Source organism: Lentilactobacillus parabuchneri DSM 5707 = NBRC 107865, from assembly GCF_001435315.1.
Classification (GTDB): Bacteria; Bacillota; Bacilli; order Lactobacillales; family Lactobacillaceae; genus Lentilactobacillus; species Lentilactobacillus parabuchneri.
Genome location: NZ_AZGK01000002.1, coordinates 1 through 25,110, shown reverse-complemented (window position 1 = coordinate 25,110; position 25,110 = coordinate 1). Strand labels below are relative to the sequence as shown.

The 25,110-nt window shown below is 44.4% G+C and carries 16 protein-coding genes, 2 tRNA genes and 1 rRNA gene; 10 read left to right on the top strand and 9 right to left on the bottom strand.

Translation table 11 applies throughout. From position 1 onward, the window contains the following. Positions 1 to 56 precede the first annotated feature (56 nt). Positions 57 to 1,007 (bottom strand): zinc-binding dehydrogenase, encoded by a 951-nt coding sequence (locus FC51_RS02665; RefSeq protein ID WP_057911139.1) that lies wholly within the window; start codon positions 1,005 to 1,007, stop codon positions 57 to 59. Positions 1,008 to 1,189: 182 nt separating this feature from the next. On the opposite strand from FC51_RS02665, the gene FC51_RS02660 reads away from it, so the two are divergent. Further along, complete coding sequence (locus FC51_RS02660) at positions 1,190 to 3,727, top strand: ATP-binding cassette domain-containing protein (RefSeq protein WP_057909390.1); 2,538 nt, start codon at positions 1,190 to 1,192, stop codon at positions 3,725 to 3,727. A gap of 134 nt (positions 3,728 to 3,861) precedes the next feature. On the opposite strand, the gene FC51_RS02655 is transcribed toward FC51_RS02660, so the two are convergent. The 3 genes from FC51_RS02655 to FC51_RS02645 form a co-directional block, all read right to left on the bottom strand. Next, positions 3,862 to 4,380, bottom strand: a complete 519-nt coding sequence (locus tag FC51_RS02655) for a QueT transporter family protein (RefSeq protein ID WP_057909391.1) — start codon at positions 4,378 to 4,380, stop codon at positions 3,862 to 3,864. A gap of 170 nt (positions 4,381 to 4,550) precedes the next feature. After that, a complete protein-coding gene (locus tag FC51_RS02650) occupies positions 4,551 to 5,861 on the bottom strand; it encodes an NCS2 family permease (RefSeq protein ID WP_057909392.1) in 1,311 nt (436 codons plus the stop codon). A 205-nt stretch (positions 5,862 to 6,066) separates the two neighbouring features. Beyond that, on the bottom strand, positions 6,067 to 7,008 hold the full coding sequence (locus FC51_RS02645) for an aldo/keto reductase (protein WP_057909393.1): 942 nt from the start codon (positions 7,006 to 7,008) through the stop codon (positions 6,067 to 6,069). A gap of 100 nt (positions 7,009 to 7,108) precedes the next feature. On the opposite strand from FC51_RS02645, the gene FC51_RS02640 reads away from it, so the two are divergent. Next, positions 7,109 to 7,666: an SDR family oxidoreductase gene (locus FC51_RS02640; protein ID WP_057909394.1), complete on the top strand. Its 558-nt coding sequence runs from the start codon at positions 7,109 to 7,111 to the stop codon at positions 7,664 to 7,666. A gap of 19 nt (positions 7,667 to 7,685) precedes the next feature. After that, a complete protein-coding gene (locus FC51_RS02635; RefSeq protein WP_057909395.1) occupies positions 7,686 to 8,039 on the top strand; it encodes a hypothetical protein in 354 nt (117 codons plus the stop codon). Positions 8,040 to 8,086: 47 nt separating this feature from the next. On the opposite strand, the gene FC51_RS02630 is transcribed toward FC51_RS02635, so the two are convergent. Beyond that, on the bottom strand, positions 8,087 to 8,848 hold the full coding sequence (locus tag FC51_RS02630; RefSeq protein WP_057909396.1) for an acetoin reductase: 762 nt from the start codon (positions 8,846 to 8,848) through the stop codon (positions 8,087 to 8,089). Between the two features lie 898 nt (positions 8,849 to 9,746). Here FC51_RS02630 and FC51_RS02625 point away from each other — a divergent pair. Genes FC51_RS02625 through FC51_RS02615 form a run of 3 tightly spaced genes read left to right on the top strand, consistent with a single transcriptional unit; the run spans position 9,747 to position 18,236 of the window. Then, on the top strand, positions 9,747 to 13,310 hold the full coding sequence (locus FC51_RS02625) for a PD-(D/E)XK nuclease family protein (RefSeq protein ID WP_057909397.1): 3,564 nt from the start codon (positions 9,747 to 9,749) through the stop codon (positions 13,308 to 13,310). Continuing rightward, positions 13,300 to 17,058 (top strand): helicase-exonuclease AddAB subunit AddA, encoded by a 3,759-nt coding sequence (gene addA / locus FC51_RS02620; protein WP_057909398.1) that lies wholly within the window; start codon positions 13,300 to 13,302, stop codon positions 17,056 to 17,058. The genes FC51_RS02625 and addA overlap by 11 nt, the downstream gene beginning before the upstream one ends. Before the next feature lie 32 nt (positions 17,059 to 17,090). Beyond that, on the top strand, positions 17,091 to 18,236 hold the full coding sequence (locus FC51_RS02615; RefSeq protein ID WP_057911138.1) for a trans-sulfuration enzyme family protein: 1,146 nt from the start codon (positions 17,091 to 17,093) through the stop codon (positions 18,234 to 18,236). Between the two features lie 265 nt (positions 18,237 to 18,501). Here the strand turns inward: FC51_RS02615 and FC51_RS02610 are convergent, their stop codons facing one another. From FC51_RS02610 to FC51_RS02600, 3 genes are all read right to left on the bottom strand, one after another. Beyond that, positions 18,502 to 18,693 (bottom strand): hypothetical protein, encoded by a 192-nt coding sequence (locus FC51_RS02610; protein ID WP_057909400.1) that lies wholly within the window; start codon positions 18,691 to 18,693, stop codon positions 18,502 to 18,504. Positions 18,694 to 18,735: 42 nt separating this feature from the next. Further along, positions 18,736 to 19,269, bottom strand: a complete 534-nt coding sequence (locus FC51_RS02605) for a GNAT family N-acetyltransferase (RefSeq protein WP_057909401.1) — start codon at positions 19,267 to 19,269, stop codon at positions 18,736 to 18,738. 235 nt (positions 19,270 to 19,504) lie between these two features. Then, complete coding sequence (locus FC51_RS02600; protein ID WP_057909402.1) at positions 19,505 to 19,693, bottom strand: CsbD family protein; 189 nt, start codon at positions 19,691 to 19,693, stop codon at positions 19,505 to 19,507. 176 nt (positions 19,694 to 19,869) lie between these two features. On the opposite strand from FC51_RS02600, the gene FC51_RS02595 reads away from it, so the two are divergent. Then, the gene (locus tag FC51_RS02595; RefSeq protein WP_057909403.1) at positions 19,870 to 21,453 is read left to right on the top strand and encodes a hypothetical protein; all 1,584 of its coding nucleotides are present in this window, start codon (positions 19,870 to 19,872) and stop codon (positions 21,451 to 21,453) included. Between the two features lie 56 nt (positions 21,454 to 21,509). Here FC51_RS02595 and FC51_RS02590 read toward each other — a convergent pair whose 3' ends face one another. Next, positions 21,510 to 22,694, bottom strand: a complete 1,185-nt coding sequence (locus tag FC51_RS02590) for a thiolase family protein (protein ID WP_057909404.1) — start codon at positions 22,692 to 22,694, stop codon at positions 21,510 to 21,512. Positions 22,695 to 23,190: 496 nt separating this feature from the next. On the opposite strand from FC51_RS02590, the gene FC51_RS02585 reads away from it, so the two are divergent. The 3 genes from FC51_RS02585 to FC51_RS02575 all read left to right on the top strand — a co-directional run bounded on the left by FC51_RS02585 (position 23,191) and on the right by FC51_RS02575 (position 25,058). Next, a 16S ribosomal RNA gene (locus FC51_RS02585) occupies positions 23,191 to 24,765 on the top strand. A 118-nt stretch (positions 24,766 to 24,883) separates the two neighbouring features. Then, a tRNA-Ile gene (locus tag FC51_RS02580) sits at positions 24,884 to 24,957 on the top strand. A 28-nt stretch (positions 24,958 to 24,985) separates the two neighbouring features. Next, positions 24,986 to 25,058 (top strand) — tRNA-Ala (locus FC51_RS02575). The last annotated feature ends 52 nt before the right edge of the window (positions 25,059 to 25,110 follow it).

Below are 25,110 nucleotides of genomic sequence, written 5' to 3'. Positions count from 1 at the left end.
GTAAGGCAAGGCTATACTCAAATTTTTCCGATGAATGTTGAGACTGTCTGTGTTGGTTAGTCATTTGATACGATCACTTGTCCCACAGGCCGGTCTTTTTTCATGACATAACGGTGAGCTTCTTGAATGTCGTTTAATTTGAAGACTTTAGAAATTGGAATTTCCAGGTGGTTTTGATTAATCAGTCCAAACATTTTTTGGACCATATGACCATCGACTTGAGACGAATCATAAACAGTCGCATACTTATTTGATAAGTTGGTAAATGGATCAAAGTCTTTCCACACCCATTGTCCAGTGACCATTCCAACTAACGTGTAAGTTCCACCATTCTTGAGGTGGCTGAGGGAATCAACGACAACAGGAACACCAACCATATCAATCACACCGTCATATTTACTGCTGGTCTGGAGCTGGTCGTTATGATCCAGGATCACTTCGTCGGCACCTAAATTAGATAATACAGGTTCCCGATCACTTTGCCGAGTCGTCGTGGCAACACGAAGACCCAGCGCTTTTCCTAAGACTAGGGCTGCCATACCAACTCCTGTTGTACCACCGCGAACAAGTAAGGACTGACCTTTTTGGAGACGAGTAGCTTTAAGCGCACCAAATGCTGTGTAGAAGGTTTCTGGATAACTTGCTAACTCGGTCCAAGTGCCATTGTACGTTATCGGGTAAATGATGCTATCAGGAACTAAAGCATATTCTTGATAACTACCATCAAATTCACGGCCAAGACCGCCCATAAATGTAATCACTTTTTGTCCGGCAGTTAATTGGCTAGTCTTTGAGGGATGGTAGACTTCACCAACAGCTTCAACGCCAATGACTCGTGGGAATTTTACTGAAGGTGAGCCGCCTTCACGGGTCAAGACTTCATAACGGTGGACGGGAAAAGCGTGAATTTTAATAACGGTTTGATTTTGGGTGGAGGTTGGAATTGGTCGTTCCTCAAATTCAAGTACTTCTGGGCCGCCAGCTTGTTTAACAACTACTGATTTCATAGCGATCATTCTCCTTTTTGTTTGAATATCTTTACTATAAACTGTCTCGTAACGTTATAGTCAAGATAAAATACCCGGTTGAAATTATACTTTTTCCTTGACTGTAACCAAACGTTATAGTTTAAAGTGTTCTCTATATTGAAAATTGCCGAGTGTGAAGAATTATTAGGAGGTTATAGACTATGAAGACAGCCAACAATAAAGTGACTCAAATCGAAGTCCGTGGCGGTAATGTACATAACTTGAAAAATATTGACGTCAATATCCCACTAAACAAATTTGTGGCGATATCCGGTCCTTCAGGGTCGGGGAAAAGTTCATTAGCAATGGGAATTTTGTATGCTGAAGGTTCGCGCCGTTACTTGGAAGCACTATCGACGTACACTAGACGGCGCATTTCTCAAAGTAAACAATCAGACGTGAAAGAAATTAGACATATTCCATCCGCAATTGCTTTGCGACAGCGCCCAAACGTACCATCGGAGCGGTCGACTGTTGGGTCGATGAGCGAAATCTTTAATGTGGTTCGACTCATTTTTTCTCGATTGGGATCGACAATTTGTCCTAACGGGCACCGAATCCAGCCAAGCTTAAAAATTGCTCAGGCAATGGATCTTCCTGGTGGTGCCGATAGTAAGATGGGGATCATTAAGTGTCCTACGTGTGGCGTTGAATTTATGGCTAAATCGGCTGAAGACTTTGCGTTTAATTCAGGTGGTGCTTGTAAAAGGTGTCATGGTACGGGAAAGGTCCGACAATTAGATGAAAATCAATTGATTGGAGATGAGAATCAAACGCTGGCTGAGGGTGCAGTTGCCTCTTGGCACCTTCCGGGGCGTAATTTTATGCCAACGGTTGCTGAAACCTTGGGTGTTCGGATCAATATCCCTTATAAGGACTTGACGGATCATGAAAAAGACATCGTCTTGCATGGTGCAAAGAAACAGTATCCTGTGGATTTTAGGACGTCCACAGGGCGCGTGTTTCACACTGATAAGACATTATACGAGAATGCTTACGAAGCCGTATATGACTCCTTAAAGTCGGTTAAGAGTGAACGGGCTATTAAGAAGGTCAACCAGTTTTTTCATTTCTCAGTCTGTCCAGTGTGTCATGGAACACGATTAAATCCTGATTTATTAAGCCAACTTGTTGGTGGAGCAAACATTGCGCAAGTGGCTGATCTTTCGCTTAGTAAGCTTCGCGACTGGGAAAATCAGACCAAAGAATTACTTCCCAGCGAGATGCAGGCGATGGCAAACGTTTTGTTCCAAAACTTGACGGAGACATTGCATCCTTTGCTGGAACTAGGACTTGATTATTTAACCTTGTCTCGAAGTGGCAACACGCTATCGACTGGGGAACTTCAAAGGATTCAGCTCGCAAAGACACTTCGAACTCAGACAACTGGGGTTTTATATGTATTAGATGAACCCTCTATTGGACTACACCCCGATAATATTAGGGGGCTGATTCGTGTGTTCAAGGCATTGATTGCACAAGGAAATTCGTTGGTAGTTGTCGACCATGAAGTTGATATTATTGAAGCGGCTGATTGGGTCATCGAGGTTGGTCCTGGATCTGGGGATGCTGGTGGGGAAATTATTGCCGAGGGAACACCAGAAGATTTACGGCATCAAGCCAGCTCATTAATTGGTCCGTTTATGTCGGGGACAGCCAATATTATGCATGAAAAGGTGCCAACTTCAAAGAATGGCAAATTACTGACAACCCAGGTAAAAGTTGATCATTATTTCAATCTCCACGACATTGATGTGAAGATTCCAGGTAATGAGATTACCGCGGTGACTGGGTTTTCTGGGGCCGGTAAAACAAGTTTTATCATCAATAGTTTAGTTCCTGCGATTATGGCTAAACAGCAGGGACGACAATTACCCAAGCAAATTCAATTTTTGAAAACAAAGCTTTCCAATGTGGTTACCGTTGATTCTAAACCAATTGGGAAAAATTCCCGTTCAAGTTTATCGACCTATACGTCGATTATGGACAATTTAAGAAGACTTTTCGCAGACCTTCCTGAATCCAAGAAAAAACATTATGGGGTGGCATATTTTTCATATAATAATAAGCAGGGTGCTTGTGAACATTGTGGAGGAGTTGGCACCATTTCGTTGGATATTCAGTATTTGCCAGATATGGAAGAAGTTTGCCCATATTGTCACGGAACACGGTATAAAGATGAAATCCAGAAGATTCATTGGCGTGGCTATTCACTTGTTGATTTATTAAACCTGTCCGTTAAGCAAGCACTTGAAGTATTCAAAGATGTACCGAAGATCGAAAAACAACTTCAGCTGTTGGATGAGATTGGCCTCGATTATTTACACTTGGGTGAAAGTACACCAAGCCTTTCGGGCGGAGAGGCACAAAGGCTTAAATTGGTTAATCATTTGAACAAGAAGCAGGAAGGGACCCTTTTTGTTTTTGACGAACCATCCATTGGCCTGCATCCTAACGATGTTCAAACTTTGCTGGGAGTCATGAATAGACTAAAACAGAAGGGTGCAACTATTGTGTTGATTACACACGATTTGGATTTGATGGCTAACGCCGACTATATGATTGACCTGGGACCAAAGGGCGGCTCGGCTGGTGGAAAGGTGATGGCTAGTGGAAGACCACTGGAACTTGCGCAAGAGCCAACCAGTTTGACGCTTAAGTATTTGTCAAAACACTTCAAAAAATTTACTTTAATTTAATTGGTTAAAATCAATAGATATTACAAGAATTATCGTTTGATTGATTCTTGTAATATCTATTTTTAGTTTGCATGGATTCAATTTAATTTTAGAAAAAAACCGCAATCAAAGTGCTTGATTACGGTTGATGGAACTTATTTACTTAAGTCATACTTCACATTGATGATGTAAACCAATACAGCACCAATCGTCATGGTTACAAATTCACCGATAGCGGTTGTCAGATAAGCACTCCAGAAGGTTGGCCAAAAGGCGGTGCTTCCCAAGTAGGCAATTTCTGCTGCCACGATGAACATGTAAAAGGTTCCGATCAAAACGGATGCGACCAACTTTAATGGCAGCGATTTGATGAAACGGGTGACGATGTTGATGGTCAACAGCGCAATGAGCGTTTCACCAGTTCCGACCACCATATCCAGCGGCCCAAGCGACGACATCATATTCGAAATAAAACATCCCAGCGTGATCGCCACAACGTAGCGCTTGTTGAAAACGGCAAGGTTATTTAAACCTTCCGAAAAGCGGAATTGAATTGGGCCAAAACTCAAGGCTGCAAAGACCATCGTGATGACGATGTAGAGTGCAGATACAACATCAGCTTTCGTGAGGTCACGAACGTTACTGATGCCAAACAAATTAGTCTTAGAATTCATAACAAATTCCTTCCTTGTTAAATATTCAGTTGTTAAACAACCTTTATAGGTTACCGCTTTTGGTGCGTGAGGTCAAAATATGTTTTGTTTGACCTGTTGCTTGGCTAAATCATGTTCCGACGCAACTGAGGCTAATGTGTAACGCCACTTCACCAGTTGCTCGTCACACACTAATTATTTAAAATCCACAAGAAGATAACAAACACAACGGCCAAACCATACATCATGGCGCTAACTTCTTTACCACGACGAGCAGCAATCATTGTGATGGGATACGTGATAAAGCCGAGGGCGATTCCATCGGCGATACTATAAGTAAATGGCATTCCGACCAAAGTGATAAAGGCAGGGGCAGCAATTTCAAATTTTTCCCAGTGAACATTTTTCAACGATTGGGCCATCAAGACACCGACGATAATCAAGGCTGGGGCGGTAACTTGGCTGGTAATAACGGTCAATAGTGGAGAAAAGAACGTTCCCAAGATGAACAGGATTCCGACGACAATGGCAGTAAAGCCGGTTCGGCCACCAACCGCAATTCCGGCAGAAGATTCGACGAAGGCACCCATTGGCGAAGTTCCCAAGATTGATCCGGCAAGCATCGTTGAGGAATCAGCGATTAACGCCCGACCAATGCGGGGGATTTTGTTATTTTTAATAAAGCCGGCTTGCTCAGCCAAACCAACCAATGTTCCGGCGGTATCGAAGAAAGTAACCAGCAGGAACGTCAGCACAACGACAATCAGCTGAACTGAGTTAATGTCGCCAATGTGACTAATTGCAACGCCAAAGGTTGGCTTGAGGCTTGGAATTGGCGCAACCCATTGGTGTGGCAGCGGGATTAACCCGGTTACCATTCCCAAGATGGCGTTTAAAACCATACCGATAAAGATGGCACCAGGGATGCGCATGCTCATGAGAATGACGGTGATTAACAGGCCAAAGATGGTCAGCCAAGTCGTCCCAACGTGCAGCGACCCCAATGTGACCATGGTATCTTTGCTGGCAGAAACCAAGCCACCGTCACCCATCCCGATGAATGCAATGAATAGACCAATACCACCACCGATTGCCGCCTTCAAATCAACGGGGATCGAGTCGATGATCTTTTCCCGCAGCTTCAAGGCAGTCAAGATCATGAAGATAATCGAAGCAACAAATACACCAGCCAGGGCAGTCTGCCATGAAACCTTCATGCCAATAACAACTGAATAGGCAAAGAAGGCGTTGATTCCCAGACTAGCGGAAATTGCGATGGGGTAGTTGGCAAGAAAGCCCATCATGAAGCAGCCAAATGCTGAAGCCAAGGCAGTCGCTGTAAAGACCGCCCCTTTATCCATCCCGCTAACGCCTAAAACGTTGGGGTTAACAAACAGGATGTAAACCATTGAAACAAACGTGGTAATCCCAGCGATTATTTCAGTACGAAAATTGGTATTTCGCTTATCGAATTCGAAATACTTGGCAATTGAATTTAACATATAATAGCTCCCTCTATAGTTCGGTTATGAATAAAAAAACACATATTTATTTTAGCATTATCGCGGATTTCGTTCAATAAACGAATTAAATTCTGTTCAATCGTTAAAACGTTTATATTCATCGCCACAATTCATAAAGTAATGAGCGGAAATTGAACAGTAAAAATAGCCAGTGATAGTTGGTCACTGACTAGTTAGTGGTGTCTTACAGACGAAATGCATTATCAATTGTATTGTATTCTTGATCGGACAATTCAACGCTCATTGCTTTTGCGTTACTGCGAACCTGGTTAGGTGACTTGGCGCCGGGGATGACGACGCTGACGTTAGGATTCTTAATGTACCAGGCTAAAACAATTTGTGCGATCGTCGCGTCATGGTTATCGGCAATTGGCTGAAGATTTTTCACTGATTCCGTGATGGCGTGGAAACGACTGCCCGAGAAATTCGGATCAGCATTTCTCAGATCATCTTCTGGAAAATTAACGGGACTTCCATCGTATTTACCTGTTAGAAGGCCACTTGCAAGTGGGAAGAATGGGACGAAGGAAATGTTTTCCTGCTTCAGATAAGGGAACAATTCTTTTTCAGCATCCCGGTGAACCAAGCTGTACTGGTCTTCAACAATATCAACTTGGTGATTCTTGTTGGCTTCCTTGAGTTGCGCCAATGAAAAGTTGGATACACCAATGGCTTTAATCAGACCTTGTTTTTTAAGATCGGCGAGTTTGGCGATTGCTTCGTCTTTTGGCGTGTCTTCATCTGGAAAATGGATGTAGAAAATGTCCAGGTAGTCGGTACCCAGACGTTGAAGGCTGGCTTTCACGAATGCTTCAAGGTCGGCTGGTTTGTTGCTGATAGAAACATTATCGTTATCAACAATTTGGGCGCCCTTGGTTGCGATAACCACTTTTGATCGGTCGTAGTCCTTAAGCACTTTGCCAATCAATTCCTCAGAACGGCCGAAGCCATAGGCAAAAGCGGTGTCGAGCATGGTGATGCCACTGTCAAGTGCGGCTTTAACCGAATCCATTCCGGCTTGTTCATCCAAGTTGGGGAAAAGATTGTGACCGCCGACTGCATTTGTACCAAATCCAAGCGGGGTACTGACGACATCTGATTGACCAATTGTTACATTTTTGGACATTTTTACATCCTCCTTTGATTTTCGACCATGATTATGATACATATTAATTATGATACATAATTGGAAAATTTAAAATCATTTAGATTAGGAAGCTGCCGATTTGAAAAAACTGTTAATCATTCAACAACAAAGTTCAGTTGTTCCACATTTGCTGGCGCGATTGAAAGCCGAACCTCAAATCGAGGTCCAAGTATATTCGGGAGACCTTGAGTCAGTCGAAGATTACAGGTCCGCGCTCAAAGATGTGAATCTCATTTTTACTGCGGTCGGACCGAAAGATGCCGATCTTGACTTTGAATCACTCTTCGATGCGATTGATGACGTTCAACCACCGATTAGTGATTTTGTGATGCTTTCGTACGCCGGCGTTGATGACGAATTGGCTGCACCCGTTGCCTACCCGGGAGTTGACGATGTCGAAGAATTTATAAAACAGCAAAGATACACCATAAAGATTGTCGATGAGTCTGAAATTCCGTATTCTATAATTAGAATGGGAACTTTGGCGAACCGGCCAATGGGTAAATACCAACTTTTTAATGAAGGAAGTCAAATGCCAGCTGGCACGGTTTCAGCAGAAGCAGTGGCCAAGCTGGCTTACGAGATGTTAGTCCACCAGGAATGGCTGAATCACTCAGTCGGAATCATTGATTTATAACGAATAGGGGGGTCGCCGCATGGCAATTGAATTGAAACCGGAACAGGTCAAACAACTAAAAGAACAGCTTGCAGAAGCAAATCGAAATTCACATTTTGTGATTATTTCTGCTATCTCAAAAAAAGAGCATAGCGGCGTCGACATGGTTACCGATTGGAATAATTATTTGAATATGAAATCAACCAATGGGGATAACTTTGATTTTCGAATCATTCGAGACATTTTACCAATCACCGACAACCTGGTGTACTGGGCAGTTGCCCAGCAGAACTTGCACAGCGCCACGGTTCAGGGCGACCAAGACGAGCAGGCTGTAGACGATCTGGAATTTTATACTGGAAAAGTCATGGAAGAAAATAAGGTTAGGGCTTAATCAACCAAAAAAATAGCGGCCATTTGGCTGCTATTTTTTTGATTAGATTATACGAAATGAATCCCACCATCGACAATAATTGCTTGGCCAGTAATGTAGTCAGATTTTGGATCTGCCAAAAATGAAACCAAGTTGGCAACGTCAGCCGGTGTTTCTCCTCTACCTAAGGCAATGCTATCAATGTTTTTCTGCAAAGTTTCGCCTATTGGAACGTGGTAGATTTTCGCCATTTCGGCATCAATTTGATCCCACATCTTAGTGAGAACAATGCCTGGTGCGTAGGCGTTTACGGTGATTTTATCCTTCGCTAATTCTTGGGCAGCAACTTGAGTTAAGCCACGGACAGCAAATTTAGTTGCGGAGTATGGTCCGAGTAACTCGAATCCTTCGTGGCCGGCAATTGATGAGGCACTGATAATCTTGCCGCCAGTGCCTTGTTTCTTAAACTGAGTCGCAGATGCTTGAATACCGAATAAAACACCTTTTAAGTTGACACTGACAATTTGGTCGAAGTCTTCTTCAGTCGTATCTAAAATGGTGCCGATCTTGGCAATGCCGGCATTGTTAACGAACACGTCCAGCTTACCAAAGTCTTTTACCACGTGGTCGACTAAATCAAACATGCTCTTCTTGTCTGAAACATCAACGTAGTAGCCCCTTGAATTATTGCCAATCTCTTCAGCAACGTTGCGGGCATTTTCTTCATTTAAATCTGCAACGGCAACACTTAAGCCGTCTTGAGCCAACTGGCGGGCAATTCCTTCTCCGATACCTTGGCCAGCCCCAGTAACAATCGCAATTCTTGTCATAATATTTCCCCCTATTAGGCAATTCGATGCTATGATTCACAAATGATTGAGTAGAATGTCCATTTATGTGAAAGCGATACCATTGCCCACATAATGCACTTTCTATATCGATATTTAATCACATATCGGATGTAAGTACAAACATTGTGAAGGTCGAATTTTGGGGAATATTTTTGGCCATAAAAAAGCCTGAGAACACTATCCTCAGGTAATAATGGGAACTTATTCGTTAGCTTCGTTTTGGCGTGCTCGCCGAGACAACAACCTGCATGTAAATCATCTCCGGTTGTTAACCGCCGTGTCTAAACGTGCTCCGGGGCCACCCGGGGCTCGTCGCACTGTGATTGAAAACGTGCTCTGACGCAACTGACACTGCGATCTAAGCCACTTTGATTCAAATCCAAACCCAGGATTTCAATCAGAGTGACCTTAGCTCTTCGACGGCTGTGAAAACGCCTAGCCTACTTGGCGTGTCAAACCGTTGCTTGTCGCACTCTAATCTATATATGTACCGCCCAGCTTTCGCCAGGCGTTATTAGGAGTAAGAGCCTACCAGTTTGAACTTGAAAGATATATTGGGGGTAGATCGTAATTCTTGCTTCCGATACTTAATCGTGGAATGCACCGATAGGCTCTCTAACAAGATCAATGCAAGCATAAAGCTTTCATTTAGGTCAAATAGATGGATGTAATCTGCATCCACCATTAATGATAGACTCTTTTTCTTAATGTTCAATGATAATGTTCCTAAAAATCATTTCCAACCTGAAAGCCCTATGAAAACACTATTGTGATGGGGCTGAGCGCTTCGACTTAGACTGGTTTATAATCTGTTTTTTAAGCAAACATGGCTTTTAGACTATGGTAAAATTAAAGTAATTTTAGAGAGGTGAGCGCAGTGACGTTACAGTTTGTCTTAGGCAAAGATGGTCTTGACCATCAAGCGAAAATGATTGAAATATTGAAAAGTCAAAAAGCAAAAAACGCCGGCGACCAATTTTTTTATCTAGTTCCCAACCATATTAAATTCGAATCAGAAGTTGACATCTTAAAACAACTCGGTGAGGTGGATGCTGACACCACTGCTCAAAGTGCGGTTCAGGTGCTGTCATTCACGCGATTGGCCTGGTTCTTTTTGCGAAACACGCCAGAATACCAGAAGCAGCGAATCAGCCAGGCTGGCATCAATATGTTGATTTACCAAATCATCGTTGATAACCAAGACAAATTGGTTCTGTTTTCACACGAAATTCATAATCCAGGATTCATTGATCAACTCTCCCGACAAATTCGAGAAATGCAGGCCGGAAACGTCTCACCTGAAAATTTATTGGAAATGTTGGAAAACGACAACAGCACGATTACAAATGATTTGCGTGATAAGCTGCATGATTTTGCCATTATTTACCAGCAATACGTCGAACGGATCGCCAACCAGTATTTTGATAGTCATACGGTCTTGAATTTATTGAGCGATAAATTACTGGATATCGATTTATCCCATTATCACTTCTACATCTCAGGCTTCTCCAAGCTGACAGCCCAGGAATGTGGCCTGGTGCAGGCACTCATTAACCAGTCGGCTTCAGTGACTGTTTCGTTGACCTTGGATCGACCGTATCCAAACGAACTGCCAAAGCAGCCAAATTTGTTCCTGCAATCGGCTAAGCTGTTTCATCAGCTCTATGGATTTGCTGCTGACAACAAGATTCCTTACTTAAAGACCGTCATGGCTGATCGACCACGAATCAGTGACGATATGCAAAAGCTGGAAGATTACTGGATTGACTCAAGTAGTTTAGGCAATCGCCCCGTTGATCAGCACATCGCAAAAGAAAGTATTCAAATCTATCAGGCTGACAGCCTCTATTCAGAACTGGACCAGGTTGCGACCATGATTCACCAAATGGTGGCCTCTGGAAAATACCGTTATGCGGATTTTTTGATCATGACCCGTCATTTGGACGCTTATCAAAATATTTTGGACCCGGTTTTGACAACCCAGGGCATTCCGTATTTTAAGGATATTCAAAAATCAATGGCCGATCATCCGCTGGTGGAACTCCTTGGCGCACTGTTTGATATCTATGACCCCAAGCGACGCCGAAACTACCGCTACGACGATATCATGCGGTTTTTAAAATCTGAGTTGGTGCTGCCGGTCGTCGATGGTCGGGCAATGCCGATCGATGCTTATCGACGGGCGGTTTCTCTGACCGACAATCTGGTTTTGAAAAATGATTTTGCCGACAAACGCTGGACTCAGCAAGAAGACTGGCAGTATGTCTGGTTACCCGACAATGATGAAGGGGAAAGCTCGCCCAAAATTTCTGCCAGTGACCGGGAAATATCCCGCCAGATCAATCTGATTCGCCATATGGTGCGCGATTTACTCCCGCAATTTTACCAAAAGTTCTACCAGGCAAAAACCAATCGGGATGCAGCGGCACTTTTATACCGCTTCTTGATTGACGCCGGAGTGGTGGATCGTTTGCAAGATTGGCGCGATGCCGCGACAGATGCCGGGGATATGACCCGATCCAATCAAATCGAACAAGTGTGGCGGACGTTTTGTTCGCTGCTCGACGAGTGTGTTCAAATCCTAGGTGACAAGCCGTTTGTGGCCGAGGACTTCTGGGCGCTTATTTATGCGGGATTTGAGGGGGCCGACTATTCCCAAATTCCATCAACGCTGGACCAGGTGAGCGTGTCTGAAAGCGGGATGGTTCAGATGACTGATTATAAAGTGACCTTTATGATTGGTGCAAACGATGATAACATGCCCGACCGACTGGTTAACGAGAATTTATTTGGCGATGATGATATTAATCAGCTTCAAAGCTATTTGGGTGACGATCAATATCTGAATGACCCGGCAGAAGTGCAAATGGCCTTTGAACCCTACCTAAACTACCTTGCCTTTATGACGGCGTCTCAAAAGCTCATCTTTACTTATACGAATAAACTAAACGATGAATCATCTGTGAAACTATCACCTTATGTTTCACGGATTCAACGCTTCTTCAACTTACCCATTGTTAATAATCCGGCGATTCCTGACGGTCAACACACTGTTCAACCTTACGTTGGCACCAAGTTGGGAACGCTGCATCACTTGATTCAAGTTGCTCAAAATAATTTTAAGGATAATCAGGGCCTCGGACCTGACTGGGCAGCCGTTTTTCAATTGCTAAAAAGTGATCCGGACGTCGGTGAATTAACAAACAAATTACTCGCAAGCATTCATTATACTAACGTCCCACCGAAGCTGGAAACGCCACTGATTACCGGCTTATATGGAGATGAATTGAACATCTCAATTTCTCAGTTGGAAACCTTCTATAAGAACCCTTACGAATATTTCCTCAAATATGGTCTCAGGCTTCAGGAACGGCCTAAATTTGAGCTGTCAACTGCTTCGACGGGAACCTTTTATCATGACGCGATGGATCAAATAACGAAGCAGGTCCACGCCCAAAACATTGATTTGGCAAGCCTAAGCGATGAGGATGTCAAACAACTGGTCGCCCAAACCGTTGACCAAATCGTCCATGACCCGCAGAATTTTGACTACGTTGTCTTGACCAGTTCAAACCGGATGCACTACATTACCACTCAGCTGGAAAAAACGATTCAACAGATGGTTCAAACACTGCGTAATCAACAGACCCTGACCCCGATGCGTCCCCAAAATACCGAGTTGATTTTTGGCCAGCCCAACCAAAAGCAGGCTTTAAGCGGCTTGAGCTTTGATTTGCCGGACAATCGAACGGTTAAAGTTCGTGGTCGGATTGACAGGATTGATTCGATGAGTACTAAAGAAAAACGTTATTTTGGAATCGTTGACTATAAGTCTTCTGATCGAAAATTTGATTTCAATGCAGCCTATGACGGCATTTCGATGCAGTTATTGACTTACTTGGATGTTTTGAAACACAATTTAGCGCGACTCAATCCCGATGACAAAGACGCGGCGATCGCAGGCGCCCTTTATCTGCATATTTTTAATGCGACCTTTAAGCAAGGGGAACTGGAAAAGGCTGGCTTTGAAAATGCTTTATTGGCCAAACACAAGTACAACGGCATCTTAGTGAACGATGAAAATCTGGTTGATAATTTGCAACCGGATCTGGCTTCCGGAACCTCGTTGATTTATCCCTATGGCAAGAAAAAGGCCGGTGGGACGACGGCAGCCAGTTCTTTGATTCGCCAAAACGATCTTGAGGCCTTTCTCGAACATACTGAAGCCCTCATCAAGGCTGCGGCAACCAATATTTTTGCCGGCGACATTAAGCTGCGTCCATATCAACAAGGACAAATGACTGGGATGCAGTTTAGTCCTTACAAATCAATTATGAATTTCGACCCAATATTGCCGGACAATCAGTACCGGCGGATTTCCGATGATTCGATGGCGGATGTATTACGCAAGCTAGGAGGAAAAACTTCTGATGGCATTTAATTACACAAGTGATCAACAAAAAGCGATCAAAGACCGGCCCGAAGGAAACATCCTGGTTTCTGCCTCGGCTGGTTCTGGAAAGACGCGTGTTCTGGTCGATCGAATTATCGATATGGTCAAAAATCAGCAAGTCGATGTTGACCAACTACTGGTCGTGACCTTTACAAATGCGGCCGCCAAAGAAATGAGACAGCGGCTGCAGGTTTCCCTTCGAGAAGAATTTAGTAACGCCCCGGAAGATCAAAAAAATCGCCTGTTGACACAGATTCAAAAAGTTGCGGTGGCCGACATTACGACCATGGATGCCTATTGTCAAAAGCTGGTTGGTCGCTATTACTACCTGCTGGGAATCGATCCCAACTTTCGAATTTTGGCCGATGATACGGAAAAACAGCTGTTAAAAGACCAGGTGTGGGATAGCCTGCGAGAAGATCTTTATGGCCAAGATGACGACGGTTCTTTTGCCCGCTTAACTGAAAACTTTTCCAACGATCGGAGTGACGACGGCCTGGCCAATCTAATTTATCGACTGGATGAATTTGCCAACGTTACAGATGATCCGGATGGGTGGTTAGACGACGCGGCTGAGTTCTATGACCTTGGGGAAAAGCCGTTGCTTGAAAGCGACTTTTACCAGCAAAGCATTGCCCCTAAAATCAGCGACGTGCTGGAGAAATTCAAATTAAACGATCAATATATGCTTCAACTTGCACAGCAAGCCGGCTTGGAAAAGGACGAGAAATTTTTAACTGAGCAGCTGCCGTTAATTGATGACTTGAAGAAACAACTGCAAGCCATGTTAGCTTTCGATGATGTCCGAACCACCTTAACAAGTTTTGAGTTCACAAAAATTCCGCAATTACGAAAAGCGGAGCCGGAACAAAAGGCGACTCACGAACAGATTAAGGAACTCAATGAGCAAAACAAGAAAAATCTGCGGGGACTTTGCGCGGATTATTTTTCAATGGATGAAAAAGACAATATCCAACTGATGCAGGCCGCTAAAAAACGCGTGGCAAAGCTGATTTCGGTGGTTAAATTATTCCGTACGTCTTATGAAGCAACCAAAAAGCAGCGCCATTTGATGGAATTTATCGACATCGAACAGGCTGCCTTTCAAATTTTGTCCAGCGATCTCCCACAGGCCGTTCAAGTTCAAGAAAAATTGCGTAATCAATACTACGAGATAATGACCGATGAGTATCAGGATAATAACCGCCTGCAGGACGCAATTTTAAACAAGCTGGCCAAAAAAGACGGCGGCAACCGGTTTATGGTGGGCGACTCCAAGCAGTCGATTTACCGCTTCCGATTGGCGGATCCACAAATGTTTATCAACAAACAACGCGCCTATTCGCTGGCTGATAATCACAACGAGTTAATTACTTTGGCGGACAACTTCCGTTCAACTGAAAACGTTGATAATTTTATTAATTTAATTTTTGAGCAAATCATGGACCGTGATGTGGGTGAGATTGACTATGCCGACGCCAAGCTAAAATTTGGTGCTAACTACTATCCAAAAGATTTGAAGGCGGACGTTTCAATCATGTTGTACAGTTCAAAGAAGCCACTGGCACAGTCCGAACCATTACCGGCTGACCAAGTGATTGATGCCGATGAGGGCCAAGTGGAGTTGATTGCCCAAAAGATTCGCCAAATCATTGATAAGGGTGAAAAGATTGCTGATGGGGATGACTATCGACCAGTCACCTATGGCGATTTTGCGGTCATTTCACCTACCCGCAACAGTCAGGTGACCATGTCTCAAATCTTTAAAGCATATGGCATTCCGGCTGAAATTACCGGTGCCAAGAGTTATTTAAAGACCACTGAAATCCAGATTATGCTGTCGCTGTTATCAATTATTGACAATCCCTATCAAGACATTCCACTGGTGGCGGTGTTGCGTTCCCCAATCGTTGGCTTGGACGACAACCAGTTAGCTTACTTACGAATTAATCAGAAAACGGGCAACTATTATCAATCAGTTTTAAAATTTTATCGGGATTACCCAACTTCCGAGCCCAATGATTATGCCCAAGCGATTTATCCGTTGATCGAGCGCTTCTTTAACCAGTTGGATCACTTCAAAGACGTTGCCCAGCAAGACGGTTTAGTGGCGCTGATCTGGGAAATTTACAAGCAAACCGGCTTTTTGGATTACGTTGGCGGCATGCCCGGCGGATATCAGCGCCAGACCAATTTACACGCACTTTATGAACGGGCAGCCGACTATGAGAAAAACGGGTTTAAGGGGCTATTCCGGTTTGTCCTCTTTATTGAGCGGATGCAGGAACGAGACGATGACCTGGCGACGGCAGTTCCCAATGCTTCTGAAAATATGGTTCATGTCATGACCATTCATGGCAGTAAGGGACTCCAGTTTCCAATTGTCTTCTTAAACGATATTGGCAAGCAGTTTAACCCGCAGGATACCCGTGGTTCTGCGATTTTAAACGATCATCTGGGAGTCGGAATTTCATATTTAAATACCGAAACCAGAGAGGTCTTGGAGCCCCTCCAACGTCGAGCAGTCGTCGATGTCACAAAAAATGCCGGCTTGTCAGAGGAAATGCGTAAACTTTACGTTGCGTTAACCCGGGCAGAGCAGCGGCTCTACTTGGTTGGAAAAGTTGCTTCACCCAAGGGGACGTCAAAGTCGGACATCCTTGACCCTCAAAAAGTTGTCACCGATTGGCAGGCCAAGACAGAAGAAACGGCGATTTTATTACCGATTTCCGAGCGGAATTCTGCCAAGAGTTATCTGGACTGGATTGGACCGGCGATTTCACGGCATCCTGCGATTACTGCTGGGTATGGAGACAGTCAGCTGGTGAACCGGCTCGAATCCGATCAAAGCCATTTCAGCTTAAAGTTTTACGATGCTGCGATGATTATTCAAGGTAAGCAGCAGGCGGGCACTCAGGCGCCTGATCCGAAAAAATGGGTTGAAGACCAGGTCGAAACCGTGTCTGCTGACAACGGTAAGGCCAAACAGCTTTCTCAAATAATGAATTACCAGTATCCACACGTTCCAGCGACTCAAACAACTGCCTACCAGTCGGTATCAGAAATCAAACGGCTATTTGACGATCCGGATAACGTCCAGCTTGGAAATCTGGCCCGAATTGATGTTAATCAGGTCATTAAGCCCGGTAGATATACACAGCCGAGTCTGGCGACACCAAAATTTGTTGCGGAAAACGGCGATAAAAAGCCCGCACCAACCGAGGTCGGAACGGCGACCCACTTGGTTTTACAACAAGTTGACCTCCAAGATGAGCCAACGATGGAAACAGTGACTGGGCTCATCAATCACCTCGTTAAAACCGGGATTCTGCAAGAAAACGTTGCCCAGGCCATTAATGTCTCTGGGATTCTCAAGTTTTATCAAAGTCCAGTCGGTCAAGTGGTGCTGGCAAATCCGACGAAAACCCATCGCGAGGTGCCGTTTTCACTGTTGATGAAAGCCAATCAGGCCTTTAAAAACTTCGGTGGAAATGAACAGCAACGGATTTTAATTCACGGAATTATTGACGGCTACGTTGAGGCTGACGACGGCGTTTATTTATTTGATTACAAAACGGATCGCTTAACACCTCAGACAACGATTGAGACGATTCGCGACCGTTATGAAGGGCAATTGCGGCTGTATGCCATTGCGTTGGCTAAAATTTTGGGAAAGCCGATTTCCAAGAAGTACTTATATTTGTTATCATCAGATCAACTTGTTCCGGTTCAGTAATTAAAAATATTGATGAGATAGGAGATCTTTCAATGGTTAAATTTAATACGTTACTCGTTCGTGGCGGCCGCCCTAACGACAATACGACGGGTGCTGTCAACGTGCCAATTTATAATTCTTCAACTTTTAGATACCCCAAGTTGGGGTCTGACGTGAAATGGGACTATGAACGTTCTGGAAATCCCACCCGAGATGCGGTTGAGGATGTTTGTGCGGCACTTGAAAATGGTGATCGGGGCTTTGCTTTCTCCAGCGGGATGGCGGCCATTCACGCGGCATTATCGTTATTTAAGCCGGGAGATCACGTCATCATTGGCGATAATATTTACGGTGGGACTTTTCGGTTGGTCAATGATTTTCTCAAACCGCGGGGTGTTGAATTTACCGAGGTTGATACTCAAGATACCAACGCCGTGGCGGCAGCCTTTCAAGACAATACCAAGGGCGTTTATTTTGAGCCGGTGACAAACCCGCTTTTGAAAGTCTCAAGTGTCAAACAGATTGCTAAGATTGCACATCAACATGATGCCCTGGTGATTGTGGATAATACGTTCCTGACGCCATATCTCCAACGACCTCTGGATTTGGGGGCTGATGTGGTATTGCACTCCGCAACCAAGTATCTTGGCGGACATTCCGACTTTACTGCCGGGATGATCGTGACAAAAAATAAAGAACTCAGCAATCAAATTTACGCCGTTCAAAACACAATCGGTGCAGTCCTGGCGCCACAAGAGGCGAACTTACTGAGACGGGGCATTCAGACGCTCAATATTCGAATGGACCGTCACATCCAAAATGCTGAGAAAATCATTGCATACTTAAAAAGCAATCCAAAGGTCGCCAAGATCTATTACCCAACCGTTGATCAGACAAGTGATGATTTCAAAATTATCAGCGAGGAGGCCAAGGGCGCAGGTGGAGTGCTGTCCTTTGAAATTAAGGATGGGTTGGATGCAGCCAAGTTTGTGAATAGCTTGCAGCTGATCATTTTAGCCGTCAGTTTGGGCGCAGCGGAGAGTTTGGTTGAGGTGCCGGCATTTATGTCACACTTCGAAATCCCCAAGCCAGAGCGTTTAAAAATGGGCATTAAGGATGAACTGATCCGTTTGTCGGTTGGATTGGAAGATCCGGATGATTTGATTGCCGATTTGAAACAGGCATTTGAGCAGATTTAGCCTACGAGACGGTGTTAAGCAGCATGAAATTAAACAAAAAGAGAGTGAGACAACAGGCGTTTTGATCCCAGAATTTAAGCCCATCAATCGATTATTCCTGAATTTGGAATGATTGATTGATGGGCTTAAATGGCCGGGATCAGCCGATTGTCTCACGTTTCAGCTAGATAGTATAAAATCACCAAACAAGAGGCTGAGTCAAAAGTTGATACTTTTGTCCCAGCCTCTTGTTAACGACTATTTAAAATAAATGGCCTGATTTGTCTTAATTTAAATTCACGACATTTAACAATATCATTCCCATGATTAACACGATCGTTGCGAGTCCCACGGAAAATTTCGTGAACCATTTTCCGTTAACCTTATCCAATAGGAAAAATGTAATTGCCAGACAAGCCACGCCAATGACGTACATGACGATTAGTGCGGTCTTCACGGCAGCATCATCTTGTGCCATTGCTATCACCTCATTAAGAGTATTGTACCCCTTTTGAGTCGGTTACCCAATAATCAGTTGGTAGGCATACCGTGGTGATGCTTCGCTGTCGCTTTCAGACATATAAATCGTGCCGCGTTTGGTAAAGCCATTCGTGGTAATCACGTGTTGCATACCTAAATTCTCGGGATGTGTATCAATGCGGATATCCTTATAGCCCAGGACGCCTGAAATTGTGATCAAGCCACTGACCATTTTATCGGAAAGGTGCTGACCCCGAAAATTGGATGACATGGCAATTCGGTGGATAGCCGTGTAACGGCCATGAACGCCATTGATCCATTCTCCGTCGTGGATATTTAAATAGTTGACGTCGAGGCCTTGATGCAGCGCGGCGGTGCCGGCAATTTTGCCATCAACGATTAATACGTAAGTGATACCGAAGTTAACATCGGTTTCCAAGTCTTCATCCGCCGGGTAACCGTTTTGCCATTGATCAATCCCTTGTTTTTTAAGATACGCTTTTGCTTCAGCGATAATTTTTTTAATTTCTGGAAGGTCTTTATTAGTTGCTTGTCGTAAGTAAGTTGCTGACATTTTAAATCACGCCCCTGTTTAAATTTCTAATTCAATTGATTAGATGAAAATAACACGAGAGTGAATTATAGAGCATTCTGATTTGCCATGCAATACTAAAGCGAGAAAAAGTTTTCGGTTCTCATTTTTACAAATAAAATCCCGACACCACAGGGTTTGTGATTGCCGGGATTCTTATTAAAGTCGGTTCAGGAATTGTTTAATATCGATGAACAACAAATGATTTGAGAGGTGGTTAGTCGTCTAAGGTGTCGTTGATTTTTTCGGATGCTTTTTCTTTAACGTCTTCAACTTTGTCTTTGGCTTTACCTGAAGTTTTTTGTGCTTTACCCTTTAACTTCAGTTTATCGTTGCCAGTTGCGTCACCGACCGTTTCTTTTACTTTGCCAAGTACTTCATCGGATTTGTTTTTTAATTTTCCCATGAGTGTCACATCCTTTCCTTATCTATACCATAAGAATACAGGAATGAATTTGAATGTGCAAAAATAACGCTTGTGAGGATTTAAATAGTATAAGGGAGTGTTAAAATCCCAATTCCATGCAGTACGAACCGCTGGTTTATGCTATTATAGTCATAATACTAGGGGGTGGTTTCGAAATGAACAAGGAGCCGATTTCAACTCATGATTCCGATACCCAATCGAAACAACAAAAATTATTCAGTATGCTGGGCTTAATGACATCCAAGGTGCTTGGTGAAAATACATATGCCAAGAGTTCGATTTATTCTGAACGAATCGCCAGGGGACTACGATCGTTTTTACCCCGTCCGTTGCAGCCAAGTATCTCGCTGGCTGAATTTAAAGTATCCAAGGCAATTCAAATGGGGTATTTGGTTGCCGTTAAAGATCTTAAGAACGTAACCATTGACCAATTTAACTATATGTCATTGTGGGCGACTGGCGATACCGATCGCTCAGTTATTAATCGGGCCGCTGGGGTTCATTTTTCGGAATATTTAAGCCAAACTTCCGACGAAGCTAAATTTATCGTTGGCTACAAGACCGCGGTGATTCAATTTGTCCGGGCGATTGCTGGTGCAGGCGGAGTCGTTTATCGGATTAATTCGTCTCTTGAACAGCTGAATCAGGATCAAAAAAATGCCTTGGTCAATGATTGGTTTAACCATGTGAATGCGTATATGAGCGCGACGTCGCCGACTCGAACCATTAATAATGAATCCACTCAAGCTTCGGTGACCGATGAACAGATTGCCTCTGGCATTTCAAAAGAAATCAGTGATGGTTATTTGGCGAATCATGCGGTCGGGGATGCAACTCAGCCGCTGCTCGGAAATTATTCGTATAATGAAGATGATTTTAGCCATGAACATGATCTACCGAAAATGATGTTGGAAAACTTAGGGGAGACGACCTTAACTGACGACGTGAACCTATTTGTGAACCATACGGTTTCTGGGATGATTGATTCATTGGCGTCATTGGGCCTGTATGGACTGATTTTTGATTATTTTAGCATCAAGAACCCCGACTTAATTGGCGCTCCGGTAACCACAGCGACCGACGAAGACACTGTGATCAAGCAGACGGGCGCCCACTTATCTGAGATTGCCGACTACCTGGGGCTTCCCAAATCCGGGGCCGAGCTGGCTGAGAGGTTGCCAATTTTAAACTTAAGCAATGCTGGCAGTGCCAGGAATGCGCAGCACCAGGATTATCAGATGCGTTTTAGTTACGTGTTGGAAAATGATCGTCAGGTTGTCAATGACCGTGGCGAAACAATCAAGATCAGCTATGGCATCTTTGAAACCACCCATCAAATTATTCAGGCAACTTTCCTTGAACCTCTAATGACGAAGTACTCCCTGATTCGAAATCAGTTGCTGGATCAGGTTAAAACAGCGGCATATACTAAGCCTCGTGGCGTGGTTAAGCCGAATTTTCAAGTTGAACCGACGATTTTGGATTATATTGACAAGTTGGCCCGTTATCAGATGGATCAATTGATGGGCCTTGTTGAACGTGGTCAAAAAGATTATGATGGCATGTCGCATGCTGGAACTTTTAGCGCGTTTAGCCACTTGATGCGCGTTTATCCGGAAGTTAAATCCATTAATCCGGATTATGCGGAGATGTCTAAAACCACAAAACGACTTTATTATTGGCTTTACCAAAGTTCATTTGCCGAACATTTGCCTGATGCCGAACGTGTGAAAATTTAGTAAATTAAAAATAGGCCCTTGAGCGAGCATCATTGCATCGTTCAAAGGCCTATTTTTTAGATGAGCTTTACAGCAAGAGCTGATCCCATGCCACCGCCCATACATAAAGCGGCAATTCCAAATTCTTGGTGGGTACGTTTTAAGTTGTGGATGAGTGTTGTCACGATTCGAGCACCGGAGTCTCCCAGAGGATGGCCAAGCGCAATGGCGCCTCCGTTGATATTGACTTTCTCCAGTGAAATATCGAGATCGCGGATAACGGCAACTGATTGAGAGGCAAAGGCTTCGTTAATCTCAAAAAGGTCAATGTCATCCGTTGCCATTTCTAATTTTTGTAGCAGCTTGTTGATTGCCAAGTAAGGGGCGTATCCCATCACGTTCGGATCGATTCCGCACTCAGCATATCCCAAAATTTCAGCGACTGGTTTGACATCCAAGGAATCTGCGTGAGTGGCTGTCGTCAGCAATAACGCCGAAGCACCATCGCTGAGGGGGGCGCTGTTGCCAGCAGTAACGGTTCCGTCCGCTTTGAATGCCGGCCGGAGGTTTGCTAATTTTTCCATATTGGTATCGAAACGAACGGACTCATCTGTGGTGATTGTGAGTGGCGCTTTTGATTTTGGTTGTGGAATCGTCAGCGGGATAATTTCATCCGCAAAGTAATTTTGTTTCATAGCAGCCGCGGCGCGTTGATGTGAACGCAGGGCAAACAGATCTTGTTCGTGTCGTGAGACGTGATATTCATCGGCAACATTTTCTGCGGTCATGCCCATTGGCTGGTCAGTCGAGGAATCTGTTAAGCCGTCACGCTGCAAACCATCGTATAAAGTGACTGGGCCGAATTTGGTTGCCTTTCGTTGAGACATGTTGAGGTAAGGAACGTTGGACATGCTTTCTGTCCCGCCGGCAATCACCGTAGTTGTTTCTCCTAATAGAAGAGACGTGTATGCTTGATGGATTGCCTGCAAGCCGGATCCGCAGACTTGGTTGACGGTGTAAGCCGTTTTGTTTTCGGGAATGCCACTATTGAGTTCGATTTGGCGCGCAATATTTTGGCCGTTGCCTGCTTGAATGGCATTGCCAAAAATGACGTGGTCAATTTGATCAGGTCGAATGGCGGTGCTTTTTAGCAATGCGGATGTCACCGACGTGCCAAGCTGTTCGGCTGTTAATGACGATAAAGTGCCGTTTAATTTGCCAATCGCGGTTCGCTTTGCATCTATAATTACGATTTTATCCAATGGTCAACAGCTTCCTTTCAAGAGTTTTCAGTTGATAGTATACAGGCTCAAAGAACGGAATGGTGAGGTTTTGTCTCGGTGTTAACAATCTTTAAGATTTCAAAATCGCACAAATTTTCAATTTTTTGCAATTAGTTGTTGACCTGACTCTAAATACCTGATAGTATATTACTCGTTGCTTCGTTACCAAGAACACATATACCAATTACTAATTTAAAAGTTTTTGTTGACTTGAAAGATTAGCTGTTATATAATTGTTTTTGCTGTTAGAAGCAAGGAACACAAGGATTTGAATAGCCGAACAATTTTAGCTCATTCATCTAAAATGTTTGTGTTTCACATGTAGACCTTTGAAAACTGAACAAAATTTTCGACAAACAAATGTGCAGGGCGCTTTGATTTTTAATCGAAGCCAAACATTTGCGAAGTCAATTCGTAAAACAAATAATAAATTAAATCATGAGCTATAACAGGCTTATCATTTTAAAAAGTATTTTAAGATGAGAGTTTGATCCTGGCTCAGGACGAACGCTGGCGGCGTGCCTAATACATGCAAGTCGAACGCGTCTTGGTTATTGATGTTAAGTGCTTGCATTTAACTGATTTAACATTGAGACGAGTGGCGAACTGGTGAGTAACACGTGGGTAACCTGCCCTTGAAGTAGGGGATAACACTTGGAAACAGGTGCTAATACCGTATAACAACCAAAACCACCTGGTTTTGGTTTAAAAGATGGCTTCGGCTATCACTTTAGGATGGACCCGCGGCGTATTAGCTTGTTGGTAAGGTAACGGCCTACCAAGGCAATGATACGTAGCCGACCTGAGAGGGTAATCGGCCACATTGGGACTGAGACACGGCCCAAACTCCTACGGGAGGCAGCAGTAGGGAATCTTCCACAATGGACGAAAGTCTGATGGAGCAACGCCGCGTGAGTGATGAAGGGTTTCGGCTCGTAAAACTCTGTTGTTGGAGAAGAACAGGTGTGAGAGTAACTGTTCACATCTTGACGGTATCCAACCAGAAAGCCACGGCTAACTACGTGCCAGCAGCCGCGGTAATACGTAGGTGGCAAGCGTTGTCCGGATTTATTGGGCGTAAAGCGAGCGCAGGCGGTTTCTTAGGTCTGATGTGAAAGCCTTCGGCTTAACCGGAGAAGTGCATCGGAAACCAGGAGACTTGAGTGCAGAAGAGGACAGTGGAACTCCATGTGTAGCGGTGAAATGCGTAGATATATGGAAGAACACCAGTGGCGAAGGCGGCTGTCTGGTCTGTAACTGACGCTGAGGCTCGAAAGCATGGGTAGCGAACAGGATTAGATACCCTGGTAGTCCATGCCGTAAACGATGAGTGCTAAGTGTTGGAGGGTTTCCGCCCTTCAGTGCTGCAGCTAACGCATTAAGCACTCCGCCTGGGGAGTACGACCGCAAGGTTGAAACTCAAAGGAATTGACGGGGGCCCGCACAAGCGGTGGAGCATGTGGTTTAATTCGATGCTACGCGAAGAACCTTACCAGGTCTTGACATCTTCTGCCAACCTAAGAGATTAGGCGTTCCCTTCGGGGACAGAATGACAGGTGGTGCATGGTTGTCGTCAGCTCGTGTCGTGAGATGTTGGGTTAAGTCCCGCAACGAGCGCAACCCTTATTGTTAGTTGCCAGCATTCAGTTGGGCACTCTAGCAAGACTGCCGGTGACAAACCGGAGGAAGGTGGGGATGACGTCAAATCATCATGCCCCTTATGACCTGGGCTACACACGTGCTACAATGGACGGTACAACGAGTCGCGAAACCGCGAGGTCAAGCTAATCTCTTAAAGCCGTTCTCAGTTCGGATTGTAGGCTGCAACTCGCCTACATGAAGTTGGAATCGCTAGTAATCGTGGATCAGCATGCCACGGTGAATACGTTCCCGGGCCTTGTACACACCGCCCGTCACACCATGAGAGTTTGTAACACCCAAAGCCGGTGAGGTAACCTTCGGGGACCAGCCGTCTAAGGTGGGACAGATGATTAGGGTGAAGTCGTAACAAGGTAGCCGTAGGAGAACCTGCGGCTGGATCACCTCCTTTCTAAGGAAAAACGGAATCCTGCACATTGTCGAAAGTTTTGTTTAGTTTTGAGAGGTCTACTCTCAATTTCNTTTGTTTAGTTTTGAGAGGTCTACTCTCAAAAGTGGTTACGCTTTTTGGGCCTATAGCTCAGCTGGTTAGAGCGCACGCCTGATAAGCGTGAGGTCGATGGTTCGAGTCCATTTAGGCCCATCCACGGCCGCACAGACCGGAGTAACATGGGGAATTAGCTCAGATGGGAGAGCACCTGCTTTGCAAGCAGGGGGTCAGCGGTTCGATCCCGCTATTCTCCATTGACACGCAAGTGTCAAACTTGGTTCTTTGAAAACTAGATAATATTAATTT